Source organism: Rhizobium sp. SAFR-030, from assembly GCF_059415005.1.
In genome coordinates, this window is sequence record NZ_JBPFDO010000002.1 from 286809 (window position 1) to 304022 (window position 17214).

A 17214-nucleotide genomic window follows, 5' to 3' on the forward strand; every position below is an offset into this window, starting at 1 on the left:
GGATCGATGACGCGTGTGCGAAAACGCGCGCCGAAAGATTGAAGTCTCGCTGGATGATCAGGGCGGCTGCTGTGCCATCTGGCGTGTCAGACTGAGACGCCATATCGGACGGGGCTACGGCTCAATCGCGCGTTGCCGCGACGCGGGATGCCGTGCTGATCGAAGCGCGATCGGATGCAACCACCTGCTGCGATGCAGAAGTGAGGCCGAATAGCTCGCGCAGCCGTCCGGCAGCATAGGCGCATTCCACATTGAGCTTGTAGAGGTCGTAGCGGGTATTGATCTCGTCGAACCGTGCGACGTGAAGTTCCTGATCGGCATTCAGCACATCGAGAAGCGTCCGGGTTCCGAGATCGAGGAACTGCTTCTGGTAGAGATCGCGGGTTTCACGCATCATGACTTCGCGCGAGGAAAGCGACTTCTGCAATGCCTCGAGGCTCCTGACCTGCGTGGAAGACTGGAGCCATATCCTCTGTACGTCGTAGGTTGCGGCAGCGGTGGCGGATGCCGCGGCCTGAGCGCCGAGCCGTGCGGCATTCTGCTGTGCCTTGAAGGCGCCGCCGTTGTAGAGGTCGCCGCGCAGCCGCAGGCCAACTAGGTAATCCGGATCGCTGTTGCCGTCGAGGATGTCGAATTGGCTCGATGCTTCGAGCGCAACGGTCGGCAGGACTTCGGAGCGGGCGAGCCTCAGCCGTGCCTCGGCTTCCGTCATCCGCGACCTCGCGGCTATCACCGCCGGCACATTGTCCCAGATCGGTGCAGCCGAGCCGCACGCCCGGCTTACCGGCTTCGGCAGCGATCGGCCGATTTGTGGCGGCACGGTCGAACCGGTCACCGTCGCCAGCATCGACTGCCAGCGTTGTTTCTGGGCGGACAGCTCAAGCGCGGTCGACTGTGCGGCCTGTACGCGTGCTTCTGCCTGCAGCTTATCCGAACGCGTGCTGGCGCCGCGATCCGTACGCGCCTCCACCAGCCTTTCGATCGCCTGGACGTCGTTGATCTGGTCTTCTGCAACCTGGGCAAGCTCGCCGTTGCGCAGGATTTCGACGGCGCTGATGACAACGTCGCGGATGATCTCGTCGACGGTCGTCAGCAGCTCTGCCTGCCTGGCATCGTAGACGGCGGACTGAGCGTCGATCCGGTTCGACACCTTGCCGAAGTCGTAGACCATCTGCGAAGCGGAAAGATTGAACTTCGGCGACCAGCTTCGGTTGTCGCCGGTTTCTGCTCCGAACCCGATGCCTCCGCCAACGGAGGGAAGATAGCCGGATTTCGCCTCGTTGATCGCCTCGCGTTGCTGGCCGGCGCGGGCTGCGGCTTCTGCAATCTTCGGGTGCCAGTTGACTGCCTGCCGGACGGCTGACGTGACGTCCGTGACCTTCTTCGGCGCCTCACCCGCCGCAGTCTTCATCGCGGGGGGAGCAGCGGCGGAAGTGGGGACGATGCCGGCGAAGGGCTCTTCGGCTGTCGATTGGGTGCACGAGACTTGTGCCGAGCACGCGATGGCCAGGACGCCGAGAGTGATCAAGCGGGCAGTCGATTGCATGAAGGCTCCCTGAACCAGAAAATGAGGTCTGGCACCGGCCTATGCAAACACGGACGGCTGACGCTTATCAACAACAGGGATGGCTAATATATTTGATTCGCATTCGACGCAACCTTCTGGTTTATTCATCATGTAGCACGAGCGCCTCCTCCGACGCCGAAGGTCGCGCGCAGCTACAACCGGCGCGTCGGGTTGCGGCATCAGGGCAGTCGATCCTGAAGATCGGGTGAGGGTGGCGACGGAAGATTGCAGCGGATCCACCCATGCGTGTCATGGTGAAGGCTTATGTGGTGGAGGAATCCATCCGCCGCGGCGGTAGGATTGTTCAACAATCGCAGTAGATACAGGCGCTTGCGGTTATGAAATTCTTTAACCATACAACATCGAGCAGGCTCGTCAGATTAGTAAAATCTAACAATAATGAGTCTATTAGGAGTTGCAGCGAATCGCGTAGGCTGGCTGCGGGGACGCAATTTTCGGGGCGCCGGCGACGCGATGGAGAGCAGGTAAACGATGAGACAGGGTTCGTCAGACTCGCGCGTTAGGGGTGCGCGATATTCGATCGGACGGTCGCACGAGATTCACAAGGTTACGTCAGGTAGGTTGAAACCGGCGGCTTCGGCGGATCTTCACGCCGGTCTGGATCTTGCGCGTTTTCCGCAGTTCACGATGGCATTTCAGCCGATCATCGACGTCGTTACCGGCGCCACCCTTGCTCAGGAAGCGCTCGCGCGAGACCTGCAGACGCACACGGCGGCGCCGCTGTTCGCCAAGGTGGCTGCCGAAGATCTCTTCGTCTTCGAGGCATTGTGCCGGGAGCGGGCGCTTCAACTGGCGATCTCATACGACCACCATACCCCGGTCAGCCTGAACATTTCGCCGGCATCGGTGCTCGACCCGCATCATGGCCTTCAGCAGACCTTCCAGTTCGCCGAGCGGCTCGGCATGTCTCCGGATCGCTTGATCTTCGAGTTTACGGAGAACTCGGTGATGGAGGATGTCGAGGCTATCCGCGCGCTGGTCGCGCCGATGCGGGAGAGGGGAGTTCTGATTGCCCTCGATGATTTCGGTGCAGGTTACAATGGGCTGCAGACTCTGGTCAGCATGAAGCCGGACATCATCAAGATCGACATCAGCCTGATCCGCGACATCTGCTATTGCGAGGCGCGGCGGGTGGTCATCGATGGCCTCGTCGAGTGCTGCTCGCGGTTGGACATCCTTGTTGTCGCCGAAGGCGTCGAGACCGTCGAGCAGGTGGAAGTGCTGCAAGGCCTCGGGATCGGCTTCATGCAGGGCTATCTGCTGGCGCGTCCGCAGATCGAGCGTTTCCCGGTCTTCAATGCGGCGAGGTCGGGCCTGGTCACGCCGCCGACGAGACGCGACGCGGACTGCTGAAGGTTCGGCTGGCCTCAGCCCCGGCGCTGGTTGAGGCGCATGTGTTCGATGATGTGCCGGCCCGAACCCTCGACGTGCTGGGCGATGATCCTTGCCGCACCGTCGGCATCCTGTCTCGAAATGCAACGGATGAGTTCGCGGTGTTCGGCGAGAATGCTCGCCTGGCGACTCATCGAGGTCTGGAACTGACGGCTGATCGCCGACAGGATTTCGCGATGACGCCACCATAGATCCACCGCATGGCGGTTGTAGTGCCGATCGTACATCAGTCGGTGGAAGGTCATGTCGAGCTGAGAATGCTTCTGAGGGTCGGCAAAGTTTAGCGCCTCGATCTCGGCCTGTACCTCTTCCAGCGCCTGCAGGTCCGCCTTCGTCGCCAGACTGACGAACCAGCGGGTCAGGGCCGGCTCGATGAGTACCTCGATCTCGAAAATGTCCCGTACGAACGTATCGTCGATCGGCCGCACGCGCGCGCCGCGGTTCGGCATCATCACCACGAAACCTTCGCCGCGCAGCTGCTGCAGCGCCTCGCGCACCGGGTTGGTCGACGTGCCCATCCGCTCGGCAAGCTCGGCCACCTTCAGCCGCGCGTTGGCAGCCAGCCGCCCCTGGATGATGTCGTCGCGGATGCGCTCGTAGATCGAGGCTTCGCCCGGATCGGTATCGTCGGCCTGCAGCAATGGAACAATCGTGCTCATCGCCTTTTCTAGCCGAAGCGTGGGTGCGCTGCCAAGTGCGAATTGATCCGTTTCGCACACCCTTGTTGACAAATAATGTACGATCTGAAAGCTTCCGTGCATCCGGACGGCAAGACCGTTGGAGGTGCCTGAGGAGCGGGCACTCTGAGGAGTGGAGGAAATTACATGAGTCACAAGCGCACGCTGCGCGGTCTCGTCCTGTCGACGGGCCTGTCAGGAATTCTTATCTGCGGTCTGGCCGGCGCCTCGTTCGCCCAGACCTACCATCAGGCACCGGTGCTCGAAGAGCAGGTCAAGTCCGGCGCTCTGCCGGCTGTCGCCGAACGGCTGCCGGAGAAACCCTTCGTCGAAACCATGGTCGATGGCGTCGGCAAGTACGGCGGCACGCTGCGCACGACGATCCTCGCCAATGGCGATCAGTACAACCTGACCCGCACCATCGCCAACGAGCTTCTCGTTCGCTGGGATCCAAAGTGGAGCAAGGTCGAACCATCCCTGGCCGAGAGCTTCACCGCCTCCGACGATGCCACGACCTACACCTTCACCCTGCGCAAGGGCCTGAAGTGGAGCGACGGCCAGCCGTTCACCGTCGACGACATCATGTTCTGGTATGAGGACGTGTTCATGAACCCGGCGCTGTCGCCGGCCAAGAACCCGACGTTTACGGTCGCCGGCAAGCCGGTGAAGGTGCGCAAGGTTGACCAGCAGACGGTCGAGTTCAAGTTCGACGCGCCTTACGGTTTGTTCCTGCAGCAGCTCGCCTACGGTCAGGGCCACCTGCCGGTCATCTACCCGAAGCATTATCTCAGCCAGTTCCACGAGAAGTACAACAAGGACGGCATCCCCGCTCTTCTGAAGGCCAATCCGGCCGTGAGCGACTGGGTGTCGCTGTTCAACTCGAAGATCTCGCTGACCTTCCAGCCCGCCTATTGGCAGAACCTGGAGCTGCCGACCCTCAATCCGTGGATCCTGACGGTGCCCTATGCCGACGGCGAGCGGGTCGCTGCCAAGCGCAATCCCTTCTACTGGAAGGTGGATTCTGCTGGCAACCAGCTGCCCTACATCGACAACGTCACCTGGGCAAAGCTTGACGATCCGCAGCTGATGGCGCTGAAGATGACGTCTGGCGAGTTCGATTTCGCCTTCCGCCACATCAACAATTCCACCTTCAAGTCTGTCCTCTTCGACGGCCAGGAAAGCGGCAACTACCGCTTCGTCGACGTGAAGGACCTGCCGGCCAATGACGCGGTCATCCTGCTCAACCTCAATTCCAATGACCCGGTGAAGCGGAAGATCTTCCAGAACAAGGATTTCCGCATCGGCCTCAGCAAGGCGATCAACCGGCAGGAGATCATCGATCTCGTTTATGTCGGCCAGGGCGCGCCGGCGCAGGTTGCCGTGCAGCCGGAGCACGAGCTGTTCAACGAGAAGGAGGCGACGCAGTATACGGAGTACGATCCGGCCGCTGCCAATGCCGAGCTCGACAAGCTGATGCCGAAAAAGGACGGCGAAGGCTTCCGTCTCGACGAGACCGGCAAGCGCTTCACCATCAACTTCATGGTCGCCGATGTATTCGGCCTGTCCTATCCGGACGTCATGCAGATGGTGCAGCAATATGCCAAGGACGTCGGCATCGACATCCAGATCCGCACCACCGACCGCGCCCGCCTGAACACCATGTGGAGCGCCAACGAGCAGGACGCCTATATCTGGAACTGCGTCGGCGGCCTGTCTGAAGTCTACACCGATCCGCGTTGCTACATGCCGTTCCAGAAGGCCGACATCTTCTTTGCCGTGCGCTGGGCCGAATGGTACGCCAATCCGGCGACCGGCGAGGAGCCGCCGGAAAACATCAAGGCGCTGATGGCGGCCTATGACAAGGTCAATGCATCCGTCAGCGACGAAGACCGCAAGGCCAAGATGAAGGAGTTCCTGACCCTGTCGGCCGAGAACTTCCTCAATATCGGCATTTCCCGGCCGATGCCGAAATACATGATGGTGTCGAAAAACCTGAAGAACGTCGTCGACGGCATTCCGATCACCGGCAACCTCTGGCACCCCGCTCCGACGCTGTCGCAGTGGTATTTCGACAAGGCCAAGTAGGCCGCATACCGGGGCCGGAGGCGTCAGCGCTTCCGGCCAGGCTCCCCCGTGAAAATCAACGGTCATTGACATGCTTCGCTATATCGCCAAGCGGCTGGTGTTCGCCATTCCGACACTGTTTGCCGTATCGATCATCGCCTTCATCATCATCCAGCTGCCGCCGGGCGACTACCTGACGACGCTGATGGCGGACTGGGCGAGCCAGGGCGGCGCCGTCGAGGCCGGAACCGTTGCCGCCATGCGCGAGCGCTATGGCCTCGATCAGCCGATGTATTTCCAGTACTACAAGTGGATGGCCGGCATTCTGCTGCACGGCGATTTCGGCATCTCGTTCGAACTCGGCAAGCCGGTGACCGAACTGATCTGGAGCCGTCTCGGCTTCTCGCTGATGCTGTCGCTGCTGACGCTCTGCTTCGTTTGGGCGGTCGCCATCCCGATCGGCATCATCTCGGCAGTGCGCCAGTATTCGATCTCCGATTATGTCGTGACCTTCCTTGCCTTCTTCTTCCTGGCAGTGCCCGACTTCCTGATGGCGCTGTCGGCGATGTACGTGATGTCCGTCTATTTTGGGCAGAGCGTCGGCGGGCTTTTCTCGCCTCAATACGTCGATGCCGGCTGGAGCTTCGGCAAGCTGCTCGATCTGGCAAACCATGTCTGGCTCCCGGTGATCGTCATCGGGCTCGGATCTCTGGCCGCGCTGGTGCGCATCATGCGCGCCAACCTGCTGGACGAGCTGTCGAAGCCCTATGTCACCACCGCCAGGGCCAAGGGCATGTCCGAATTCGAGCTGCTCATTCGCTATCCGGTGCGGCTTGCGCTCAATCCGTTGATTTCTACGCTCGGCTGGATCCTGCCGGCGGTCATCTCGGGCGAGATCATCGTCTCGGTCGTAATGAGCCTGCCGACCACCGGTCCGCTGCTGCTGCGGGCGCTGCTGGCGCAGGACATGTATCTCGCCGGCTCGCTGATCCTCCTGATTTCCGTCCTCACCATCATCGGCACGCTGATCTCCGACATCCTGCTGGCCATGACCGATCCGCGGATTAGACTGACATGACCGACATCACCCATCTTCCCCCCGAGACAGAGGCAGAGCTCGACCTGCGCGACAAGAACATCGCGGTGGCCGGCCAGTGGCGGCTGTTCTGGCTGAAGTTCAAGAAGCACAAGATTGCCCTGGTCAGCCTTCTGGTGATCTGCTGCATGTACCTGATCGCAGCCTTCGCCGATTTCATCGCGCCGCTTGATCCCAACGCCACCAATGCCCGGTTCACCTATGCGCCGCCGCAGGGGCTCTCGCTGATGCATGACGGCGCCTTCATGCCGCATGTCGATCAGCTGAAGATGACGCTCAACAAGGAAAGCATGCGGCGCGAGTTCGAGGCGGATCCGGCAAAGCCGTTGGCTGTCGGGTTCTTCGTGCCGGCAGCGCCCTACAACATGCTCGGCTTCATTCCGATGGAGACCAAGCTGTTCGGTCTCGTCAATGCGAAGCCGGGCGACAGCCTCTACGTCATGGGGGCCGACCGGCTCGGTCGCGACATCTTCTCCCGCGTCGTCCACGGCGCGCGCATCTCGCTTTCCATCGGCCTCGTCGGCGTGCTGATGAGCCTCGTCCTTGGCGTTGCCATCGGCGGCATTTCCGGCTTCTTCGGCGGCTGGGTCGACATGGTGATCCAGCGCATCATCGAACTGCTGCGGTCGATCCCGACGATCCCCTTGTGGATGGGCCTGGCTGCCGCCATCCCGGTCGGCTGGCCGCCGCTCAGGACCTATTTCGTCATCACGCTCATCGTCTCGCTTCTCGGCTGGACCAGTCTGGCGCGCGAGGTGCGCGGCAAGTTCCTTTCGTTGCGCGACGAGGATTTTGTCACTGCCGCCCGGCTCGACGGCATGAGCGAAATCGGCATCATCTTCCACCATCTGGTGCCGTCGTTCATGAGCCACATCATCGCCACCGTGACGCTTGCCATCCCGACGATGATCCTTGCCGAAACTGCACTGTCCTTCCTCGGCATCGGACTGCAGCCGCCGATCATCTCCTGGGGCGTGCTCCTGCAGGAGGCGCAGAACATCCGTGCCGTGGCGCAGGCGCCGTGGCTGCTGTTCACGCCGGCGGCCGCTATCGTCATCGCGGTTCTTTCCCTCAACTTCCTTGGCGACGGACTGCGCGACGCCGCTGACCCGTATGAGTCCGTCTGATGAGCATGACCAACGACACCATTCTCAAGGTCGACGACCTCAGGACCTACTTCAAGACCCGCACCGGGGTGTTCAAGGCGGTCGACGGCGTCTCCTTCGAACTGCAGCGCGGCAAGACCTTGTGCGTCGTCGGCGAAAGCGGTTCCGGCAAGTCGGTGACCGCCCGCTCGATCCTGCAGATCGTCGACAGGCCTGGCAAGATCGAGGGCGGCTCGATCCTGTTGACCCGACAGGACGGCAGTCAGGTCGACCTCGCCAAGCTCAATCCACGCGGCGAAGAGATCCGCAACGTGCGTGGCCGCGAGATCGCGATGATCTTCCAGGAGCCGATGAGTTCGCTGTCGCCAGTGCACCGGATCGGAGAGCAGATCGGTGAATCGCTGCGCATCCATTTCGGCACACCGAAGGCCGAGCGCCGCGAACGCGTGCTGGACCTGTTGCGCCAGGTGGAGATCCCACGGCCCGAGACAGCCATCGACCGCTACACCTTCGAGTTTTCCGGCGGCATGCGCCAGCGGGTGATGATCGCCATGGCGCTGGCCTGCAACCCGCAGGTGCTGATCGCCGACGAGCCGACGACGGCGCTCGACGTCACGACGCAGGCCGAGATCCTCGACCTCATCAAGCGGCTGCAGCAGAGCCACGGCATGGCGGTGCTGTTCATTACCCACGACATGGGTGTGGTGGCGGAAATCGCCGACGAGGTGCTCGTCATGTATCGCGGCAAGGTCATGGAGCACGGGTCCGTCGACGATGTGTTCCACGCGCCGAAGGACGATTACACCAAGCGGCTGATCGGCTCCGTTGTCCGGCTGGAACGCAAGGCGGAGATCCGCCTGAAGCGCGCCGAGATTGCTGACGACGCAGCACCGCTGCTTGAAGTGCGCAACATGTCGCTGAGCTTTCCATCCGGGCTGAAGGCGGTCGACGACATATCGCTGATCGTCAGGCCCGGCGAGACGCTCGGCGTGGTCGGCGAAAGCGGTTCCGGCAAGACAACGATGGGACGCTGCCTCCTGCGTATCTACGACCCGCAAGCCGGCGAGATCAACTATCGCCGCGCGGACGGCAGCACGATCGACCTTCGAGCCGCCGACAAGCCGCAGTTGAAGGAATTGCGCCGCGAGATCCGGATGATCTTCCAGGATCCGGTCGGCTCGCTCAGTCCGCGCAAGACCGTCGGGCAGATCATCGCCGAGCCGCTGAAACTTGGCGGCATGCGCGGCAAGGAGCTCGATGATCGGGTGGCCGAACTGATGCAGCAGGTGGGACTGGAGCCCGCCTGGCGCGAACGCTATCCGCATGCGTTTTCGGGCGGCCAGCGGCAACGCATCGGCATTGCCCGCGCCATCTCGGTCAAGCCGAGGCTGATTGTCGCCGACGAGGCGACGTCAGCTCTCGACGTGTCGCTGCGCTCGCAGGTGCTCGATCTGATGATGAAGCTGCAGGACGAGCTCGGCCTCTCCTACGTGTTCATCAGCCACGACATGTCGGTCATCCGCTACATGTGCGACCGCGTCGCCGTCATGTATAGCGGCCGCATCGTCGAAGCCGGCGACACCGATCAGGTCGTCAACCGTCCGACCCACGACTACACGAAGGCCCTTCTCTCGGCCATTCCGCATCCCGATCCCCGCGACCGCCGTATCCAGAATCGTTTCCGGTATGTCGCGCCCACTGTTCCAGTAAACGGATAATCTGATGAAAATCACCGATGTAAAGGTCATCGTCTGCTCGCCCGGCCGTAACTTCGTCACGGTCAAGATCTTTACCGATGAAGGTCTCACTGGGGTCGGCGATGCGACGCTGAACGGTCGCGAAAAGGCCGTGGTCGCTTACCTGGAAGAGCATATCGCACCGCTGCTGATCGGTCGCGATCCTGCTCGCATCGAGGACATCTGGCAGTATTTCTACCGGGGCGCCTACTGGCGTCGCGGACCGGTGACGATGGCAGCGATTGCCGGCATTGATACGGCGCTCTGGGACATCAAGGCCAAGGCCGCCAACATGCCGCTGTACCAGTTGCTCGGCGGTGCCAGTCGCGAAAAGGTGCTGTGCTACACGCATGCGCAGGGCACCACGATCGCCGAAGCCGTCGACGCCGTCGGCAAGCGGATCGGAGAGGGTTACAAGGCTGTGCGCGTCCAGGTCGGCATTCCCGGTCTGCCTGACGTCTACGGCACCGGCGCCAAGTCGATCACCAACAATGCCGCAGACGATGCGGTTCCGCATGAGGAAGTCTGGTCGACTTCAAAGTACATGCGTCATATCCCCAAACTGTTCGAGGCGGTCCGCGAGGCTCATGGCTGGGACGTCGAACTGCTGCACGACGCCCACCACCGGCTGACACCGATCGAGGCGGCCCGGGTCGGCAAGGATCTCGAATTTGCCCGGCTGTTCTGGCTGGAGGATACGGTTGCCGCCGAGCACCAGGAAGGGTTCCGCCTGATCCGCAAGCACACCACGACGCCGCTTGCGGTCGGCGAGGTGTTCAATACCATCTGGGACGCGCGCCTTTTGATGGAAGAACAACTGATCGACTACATCCGCACCACGTGCGTGCATGCCGGCGGCGTCACGGCGCTGCGGCGGATCATGGATTTCGCATCCGTCTACAATGTCCGCACCGCCTGCCACGGGGCGATGGACATGTCGCCGATCTGCCTCGGTGCCAACCTGCATCTCGATCTCTGGGTGCCGAATTTCGGCATCCAGGAATATTCCGGATACCTCCCTGAGATCCTTGAGGTCTTCCCCGGCGCCTGGAGCCTCAAGGACGGCTACCTGCATCCGGGCGAGGCGATCGGACACGGCGTCGACATCAACGAGGAACTGGCGGCGAAATATCCCTACCAGCGCGCATACCTGCCGGTGAACCGTCTTGAAGACGGGACGCTGTGGCACTGGTGACAAAGCGGGGAGGGGAAACGAAGCCATGAAGATTACCGCCATCAAGACCTATGCCGTCAAGGTCGGCATCCGCAACCAGCTGCTGGTCAAGGTCGAGACAGACGACGGCATTTTCGGTTGGGGCGAGAGCGGCCTGTCGGGACGCGAGAAGGCGGTTGCCGGCGCGCTCGAGCACTATGCCCAATTCCTCAAAGGCCGCGATCCGTTCAAGATCGGTGCGCTCTGGCAGGAGATGTACCGCAGCCAGTATTTCGAGGGCGGCCGGGTGCTGCAGGCGGCGATTTCTGCCATCGATATCGCGCTGCACGACATCAAGGGCAAGGCGCTCGGCGTGCCGGTCTACGACCTGCTGGGCGGCAAGCAGCGGGATCGCATCCCGACCTTTGCTACGACCTTTGCAGCACCCGGCCCCGAGATGATCGAGCAGGCGCAGATGCTGGTGGAGCATGGCTGGACGGCCATGAGGCTTTCGCCAGCCGGCCACGAGGAAAAGGAGCTCTACGAGCCGCGCGAGCATATCGCGACGACCGCCAAGTGGCTGGTGAAGGCGCGCGAGGCGCTGGGCGACGAGGTCGTGTTGGGCATCGACTACCACCATCGCCTGACGGTGGCGGAAGCCGCCAGCTTCTGCCAGAAGATGCCGAAGGGAACACTCGATTTTCTCGAGGAGCCGATCCGCGACGAAAGCCCCGGCGCCTACGAGGCGCTGCGGCGGATGACGGATATCCCGTTTGCGATCGGCGAGGAATTTGCCTCGAAGTGGCAGTTCCAGCCCTACATCGAGCGCGACATCCACCAGTTCAACCGTCTCGACGTCTGCAATGTCGGCGGGCTGACGGAGAGCATGAAGGTCGCGGCGTGGAGCGAGACGCACTATGTCGACATGATGCCGCACAATCCGCTCGGTCCGGTCTGCACGGCGGCAACCGTGCATTTCTGCGCGGCGGTGCCGAATTTCTCCTGGCTCGAAACCCGCAGCAGCCCGGCGGAAACCCATCTCGGCTTCGACAACTCCGACTTCTTCCCGGTCCAGCCGAAGCTGGAAGGCGCCTTCTATCCGGTTTCCGATGCGCCCGGCCTCGGCATCGAGGTGAACGAGGAACTGCTGTCGCGCCAGGAGTTCGAGTTCTGGGAAGCACCGCACCTGAAGCGTCGCGACGGGTCCGTCACCAACTGGTAGACGGCCGGAACCTCGGAGTCCTGTGGACGTTATGCGAGCGCAAACCAAGGAGGTATCCGAGAATGGCAGAGAGCAACCGAGGCCGCAATCAGGATAGAGCCCGCGTCGCGGCCGGGCAGGACCATGAGGTCCGCTATGAGGCGGAAAAACAGGACGTCTCGCGCGCGGAGGTGAAGCAGGCCGTTCATGAGGTTGGCAACAGCCGGAAGAAGGTCGAGGATCGACTCGACAGAGCCGATTGAAAATGACCTGATACGCGTCCGCCGCCGGCCAAGGCGGCCTCGCGCATTTGTTTCATCCAGCGTCGATCGGAGTGAGCGTGTCGAAGGATGTCGATTTTCCAGCGACTGCGGAGCGTCATCGCGCCGAAGTCTCGGTCACGTTGTCGAAACGGGTGAGCTTTTCCGCCAAGGCCGAGATCACCAGTGGCGGCCTTCTGGCGGTCGCAACGCTGGTGTCGAGCATTCTGCTCTCCACGGCGGTGCTGGTCAGCGTTTCGGCGCGTCGAGCGCGTCGATAGCTTTCGACGTCCGGAACCGTTTCGCCCGCCGCCTGGTTGATGGGCGACGGGAGCTGATCATAAGGCTCCCGAACCGCCCGCCCAGCATCATTGTCAGGATGACCGATGAAAGACCTCCCGATCCAGGATTTCGCCACCGCTCTCGAAGCCATGACCGAGGATGAAGTCTTCCTCACCATGAGCGAGCTGGAAAAGCGCAGCGAGGCGGTCGATGGCGAGGCGCGCGACGAGGTCTTTGCCCGGATTGCGCTTGTCGAGACGGCGATCGAAGATCGCTATCCCGGTCAGGCCATGAGCCCCTATCGCAGCTGGAAGCAGCGTCAGCCGCTGCTCTGATCGCCGCGCGGCACCGGTGATGCGGTGCCGCCGGATCGGATGCGTCTGCTGTCAGCCTTTGTTGGCATCGGTGATGATGTCGGCCATCTTCGGCACGTAGTCTTCCGCATGTCCGAGGCCGACGGCGAGGCCGAAACTGTTGCGAACGGCAGCCCCCACCGGATTGGCCGCGCCGACGGCCGTTACCAGGCTTTGCAGGTAGCTGAGGTCCTTGAAGGCGTTGCGGATGCTGAACTTGTGGGCATTCGGATCGTGGTCGATGAACCACTTGGAGAAGGTCTGGTAGAAGGCGCAATCCATCCTGCCGCCGCGAATGACATTGTCGAAGGCCTGTGGCGAAAGTCCTGTCTTACCGGCGATCATCAAGGCTTCGGAATAAAGCGATGCATAGCCGAGCGACAGGAAGTTGTTGAGCAGCTTCATCGTGTGGCCGGTGCCGACCGGTCCGGTACGAACGATGCGGCCGGCGAAGGCGCCAAGGATCGGTTCCATCCGTGAAAAGACGTCGTCGTCGCCTCCCGCCATCACGTCGAGCGTACCGGCTTGCGCATCCGCCGGCGTCCGGCTGAGCGGCGCGTCGGCAAGAGTGATGCCGTTCGGCTGCAACTGCCGGGCAAGCTCCATCGTCACGGACGGATCCGAGGTGGAGCAGTCGATGATCAGCAGTTCGCGTCCGGCGGCAGCGATCCCGTCAGGCCCGGAGAGGATACTGCGCACTTCCGGCGAGCCGGTGACGCAGAGAACGATCACGTCGACCTGGCGCGCCATCTCCGCCGGCGTCGAGACCTCGCTCGCACCCAGCGCGACGAGGCTTTCCACCGGCGCCCGGTTGCGGTGCGCCATGACGGTCAGCGGCCAGCCCTTGGTGACCAGGTTCCTGGCCATGCCGTGGCCCATCAGCCCGAGACCGATAAATCCGATGCGTTCCTTGCTCAACTGCAATCCTCCCATGCTGTAGCCGGTCGAACTTAGCTGCCGCGGCTGCGCCTGACCATGGGGATGAGCGGGCAGTAAGCAGCGAATTTTAGCTGCAGGCGATGCTCGGCTCGGCGGGACGAACCGCAACTGCACAAGAAGCCGCAAGGCCGGAACATCGATCGCGCAGGCTGGTTTGCGAAAGACCGCAGCCAGCCATCGAAGGTGCAGAATGTCCAGGACAGTAGGTGATTTTCTCGTCAGCCGTTTGCATGCTTGGGGCGTGCGCCGCCTGTTCGGCTATCCGGGCGATGGCATCAACGGCGTCTTCGGTGCGCTCAATCGTGCGGACGAAAAGATCGCGTTCATCCAGACGCGCCACGAGGAGATGGCGGCCTTCATGGCGGCGGCCCACGCGAAGTTCACCGGCGAAATCGGCGTCTGCATCGCCACGTCAGGGCCCGGAGCCTCGCATCTCATTACCGGCCTCTACGACGCAAGGCTCGACCATCAGCCGGTACTGGCCATCGTCGGCCAGCAGGCCCGGACCGCTCTCGGTGGACATTATCAGCAGGAGCTCGATCTGCTTTCAGTGTTCAAGGATGTCGCCGGCGACTTCGTTCAGCAGGCGTCCCATCCGGCGCAGGTGCGTCATCTGGTCGACCGCGCCGTGCGGATCGCGCTTGCCAACCGGACAGTGACCGCGATCATCCTGCCCAACGATCTGCAGGAGATGCCCTATGAAGAGCCGCCGCGAGAGCATGGCACCATCCATTCCGGCGTCGGCTACCGGGCGCCGCGATGCCTTCCGTGCGAAGCCGACCTCGACGCTGCGGCAGAGATCCTCAACGCCGGCGAACGCGTCGCCATCCTCGTCGGCGCGGGTGCGCTCGGTGCCTGCGACGAAGTCATCGCCGTTGCTGACCGGCTGCAGGCGGGTGCCGCGAAGGCGCTGCTCGGCAAGGCGGCGCTGCCCGACGATCTGCCCTGGGTGACGGGCTCGATCGGCCTCCTGGGAACGGAACCGTCGTGGGACCTGATGCGCGACTGCGACACGCTGCTGATGATCGGCTCGGGCTTTCCCTATTCCGAATTCCTGCCGGCCGAAGACCAGGCGAAAGCGGTGCAGATCGACCTCAAGCCGTCGATGCTGTCGCTGCGCTACCCCATGGACGTCAATCTCGTCGGCGATGCCTCCGAGACGCTGAAGGCGCTTTTGCCGCGTCTTCGCCAGAAGGATGGCAAGTGGCGCGGCAAGATCGAGGCAAAGGTCGCCGACTGGTGGACGCTGCTGGAAAAGCGCGCCATGGCAGCTGCCAATCCAGTCAACCCGCAGCGGGTGACCTGGGAGCTTTCTCCACGTCTGCCGGACCGCGCCATCATCACCAGCGATTCCGGATCCTGCGCCAACTGGTATGCACGCGACGTGCGTATGCGGCGCGGCATGATGGGTTCGCTGTCCGGCGGCTTGGCTTCGATGGGTGCGGCGGTGCCCTATGCCATCGCGGCCAAGTTCGCGCATCCGGATCGGCCGATTATTGGGCTGGTGGGTGACGGCGCCATGCAGATGAACAACATGGCAGAGCTGATCACCGTCGCCAAGTATTGGCACCAATGGCAGGATCCGCGCTTTGTGATCTGCGTCTTCAACAATGAGGACCTGAACCAGGTGACGTGGGAGCAGCGGATCATCGAGGGCGACCCGAAATTCAACGCATCGCAGCAGATCCCCGACGTGCCCTATCACAAGTTCGCCGAACTGATCGGGCTGCGCGGGATCTTCGTCGATGATCCGGAGCAATTGGGCAACGCCTGGGAGAGTGCGCTCACAAAAACGCGTCCGGTGCTGCTGGAGGTGAAGACCGATCCTGAAGTTCCGGCGCTGCCGCCGCACATTACGTTCAAGCAGATGAAATCGATGAGCGAGGCGCTGCTGAAAGGGGATCCGCACGAGGCAGGGATAATCAAAGGGACGGTCCGGCAGATCCTCAGCGCAATTCGTCGTGCATAAAAGCGGCCGCTGCGTCGATCCATTCAAACGCGTCAGTGTGTTGACCGTCCGTAACCCCTCCCGGTGCGGCGCCGGCCACATCTTGTTCTTCAAAGTTTTCCTGTATACATTCATCGGTGCGACCTGAGGAGGAGACTTGGGTGTCGCGGCGAAAGTTCAGGGGATGGGCGTTCTTGGCATATGGGAGTGTGCCGGCCTTCCTGCATGAACCGAGGGAGGAGTATACATGGCATCGTTATCCAGACGGATGTTCATGGCGGGCGCAACCCTGTGCGGCCTGCTATCATCTACCGCATATGCAGCAGATACCGTGAAGATCGGGCTCGTCCTGCCGATGACCGGACCGTTCGCCTCGACCGGCCGGCAGGTGGAGGCGGGGGTCCGGGCATACATGGCTCTCAACGGCGACACGGTTGCGGGTAAGACGGTCGAGGTCGTTCTGCGCGATGATGCGGGGACCGCCGACCAGACCCGGCGGATCGCCCAGGAGCTGGTGGTCAAGGACGGCGCCTCGATGCTGATGGGCTTTGGACTGACGCCGTTGGCGCTGTCGGTGGCGCCTGTTCTTGCTCAGGCGAAGGTGCCGGCGATCATCACGTCGGCGACCACATCGGCGATCATGTCGAAATCGGACTATTACGTGCGCACCAGCATGGCAGGCCCGCAATCTGCCGTGCCAGTTGCCTCATGGGCGGCCCAGAATGGCCTGAAGCGGGTCGTGACGCTGGTATCCGACTATGGGCCGGGCATCGATATCGAAAAGGGATTTACCGACCAGTTCAAGAAGGACGGTGGCGAGATCCTTGGAGCGGTCCGGGTTCCGCTGCAGAATCCGGATTTCGCGCCCTTCCTCCAGCGCGTGCGCGACACCAAGCCGGATGCTGTCTTCGTCTTCGTGCCGTCTGGCGTCGGCTCGCTGTTCATGAAGCAGTTTGTCGAGCGTGGCCTGCGCGAGGCCGGGATCCGCCTCATCGCCACCGGTGACGTGACCGACGACGACCTGCTGAACGGCATGGGCGATGCCGCGCTCGGCGTGATCACCGGTCACTTCTATTCCGCGGCCCACGACAGCCCGGAAAACAAGGCCTTCGTCGGCCAGGTGCGCAAGGCCGCGAACAACATGCGGCCGAACTTCATGTCCGTCGGCGGCTATGATGCCATGGCACTCGCCTATGCGGCTCTGAAGAAGACCGAGGGGGACACCGACGGCACGAAGCTGGTCGAGGCGATGAAGGGCATGTCCTGGATCAGTCCACGGGGCCCGATCACCATCGACCCGAAAACGCGCGACATCGTTCAGGACATCTACATGCGCGAGGTGAAGAAGGTCGACGGCGAACTCTACAATGTCGAATTCGCCACCTTCCCGAAGGTCAGGGACCCGAACACGCCGTGAGG

The 17214-nt window shown here is 62.4% G+C and carries 15 protein-coding genes; 12 read left to right on the forward strand and 3 right to left on the reverse strand.

Annotation, left to right across the window (positions count from 1 at the left end):
* Positions 1-121: 121 nt before the first annotated feature.
* Positions 122-1546, reverse strand: coding sequence for a TolC family protein (locus tag ACR65N_RS07020; protein WP_440456359.1), 1425 nt, complete (start codon positions 1544-1546; stop codon positions 122-124).
* A 669-nt stretch (positions 1547-2215) separates the two neighbouring features.
* On the opposite strand from ACR65N_RS07020, the gene ACR65N_RS07025 reads away from it, so the two are divergent.
* Positions 2216-2941 (forward strand): EAL domain-containing protein, encoded by a 726-nt coding sequence (locus ACR65N_RS07025; RefSeq protein ID WP_430306790.1) that lies wholly within the window; start codon positions 2216-2218, stop codon positions 2939-2941.
* A 14-nt stretch (positions 2942-2955) separates the two neighbouring features.
* Here the strand turns inward: ACR65N_RS07025 and ACR65N_RS07030 are convergent, their stop codons facing one another.
* On the reverse strand, positions 2956-3639 hold the full coding sequence (locus ACR65N_RS07030; RefSeq protein WP_440456360.1) for a GntR family transcriptional regulator: 684 nt from the start codon (positions 3637-3639) through the stop codon (positions 2956-2958).
* A gap of 165 nt (positions 3640-3804) precedes the next feature.
* Here ACR65N_RS07030 and ACR65N_RS07035 point away from each other — a divergent pair, with 165 nt between their 5' ends.
* From ACR65N_RS07035 to ACR65N_RS07075, 9 genes are all read left to right on the forward strand, one after another.
* Positions 3805-5742, forward strand: a complete 1938-nt coding sequence (locus tag ACR65N_RS07035; RefSeq protein ID WP_440456361.1) for an ABC transporter substrate-binding protein — start codon at positions 3805-3807, stop codon at positions 5740-5742.
* A gap of 70 nt (positions 5743-5812) precedes the next feature.
* Complete coding sequence (locus tag ACR65N_RS07040) at positions 5813-6799, forward strand: ABC transporter permease (RefSeq protein WP_440456362.1); 987 nt, start codon at positions 5813-5815, stop codon at positions 6797-6799.
* Entirely contained in the window at positions 6796-7944 is a 1149-nt protein-coding gene (locus ACR65N_RS07045; protein WP_440456363.1) for an ABC transporter permease, read from the forward strand. The genes ACR65N_RS07040 and ACR65N_RS07045 overlap by 4 nt, the downstream gene beginning before the upstream one ends.
* Complete coding sequence (locus ACR65N_RS07050) at positions 7944-9641, forward strand: ABC transporter ATP-binding protein (RefSeq protein ID WP_440456364.1); 1698 nt, start codon at positions 7944-7946, stop codon at positions 9639-9641. Before ACR65N_RS07045 ends, ACR65N_RS07050 begins: the two co-directional genes overlap by 1 nt.
* Positions 9642-9645: 4 nt before the next feature.
* Positions 9646-10854: a D-mannonate dehydratase ManD gene (gene manD / locus ACR65N_RS07055; RefSeq protein ID WP_440456365.1), complete on the forward strand. Its 1209-nt coding sequence runs from the start codon at positions 9646-9648 to the stop codon at positions 10852-10854.
* Between the two features lie 25 nt (positions 10855-10879).
* Entirely contained in the window at positions 10880-12034 is a 1155-nt protein-coding gene (locus ACR65N_RS07060) for a mandelate racemase/muconate lactonizing enzyme family protein (RefSeq protein WP_440456366.1), read from the forward strand.
* A 62-nt stretch (positions 12035-12096) separates the two neighbouring features.
* Complete coding sequence (locus ACR65N_RS07065) at positions 12097-12276, forward strand: DUF3606 domain-containing protein (RefSeq protein WP_440456367.1); 180 nt, start codon at positions 12097-12099, stop codon at positions 12274-12276.
* A 77-nt stretch (positions 12277-12353) separates the two neighbouring features.
* Entirely contained in the window at positions 12354-12554 is a 201-nt protein-coding gene (locus ACR65N_RS07070) for a hypothetical protein (RefSeq protein WP_440456368.1), read from the forward strand.
* A 105-nt stretch (positions 12555-12659) separates the two neighbouring features.
* Positions 12660-12890 carry a hypothetical protein gene (locus ACR65N_RS07075; RefSeq protein WP_430306800.1) on the forward strand — a complete coding sequence of 77 codons (231 nt, stop codon included), beginning with the start codon at positions 12660-12662 and terminating at the stop codon, positions 12888-12890.
* A 51-nt stretch (positions 12891-12941) separates the two neighbouring features.
* Here ACR65N_RS07075 and ACR65N_RS07080 read toward each other — a convergent pair whose 3' ends face one another.
* On the reverse strand, positions 12942-13841 hold the full coding sequence (locus ACR65N_RS07080; protein WP_440456369.1) for an NAD(P)-dependent oxidoreductase: 900 nt from the start codon (positions 13839-13841) through the stop codon (positions 12942-12944).
* A 196-nt stretch (positions 13842-14037) separates the two neighbouring features.
* On the opposite strand from ACR65N_RS07080, the gene ACR65N_RS07085 reads away from it, so the two are divergent.
* On the forward strand, positions 14038-15816 hold the full coding sequence (locus ACR65N_RS07085) for a thiamine pyrophosphate-requiring protein (RefSeq protein ID WP_440456370.1): 1779 nt from the start codon (positions 14038-14040) through the stop codon (positions 15814-15816).
* Between the two features lie 226 nt (positions 15817-16042).
* Positions 16043-17212, forward strand: coding sequence for an ABC transporter substrate-binding protein (locus ACR65N_RS07090; RefSeq protein ID WP_440456371.1), 1170 nt, complete (start codon positions 16043-16045; stop codon positions 17210-17212).
* Positions 17213-17214: the final 2 nt, after the last annotated feature.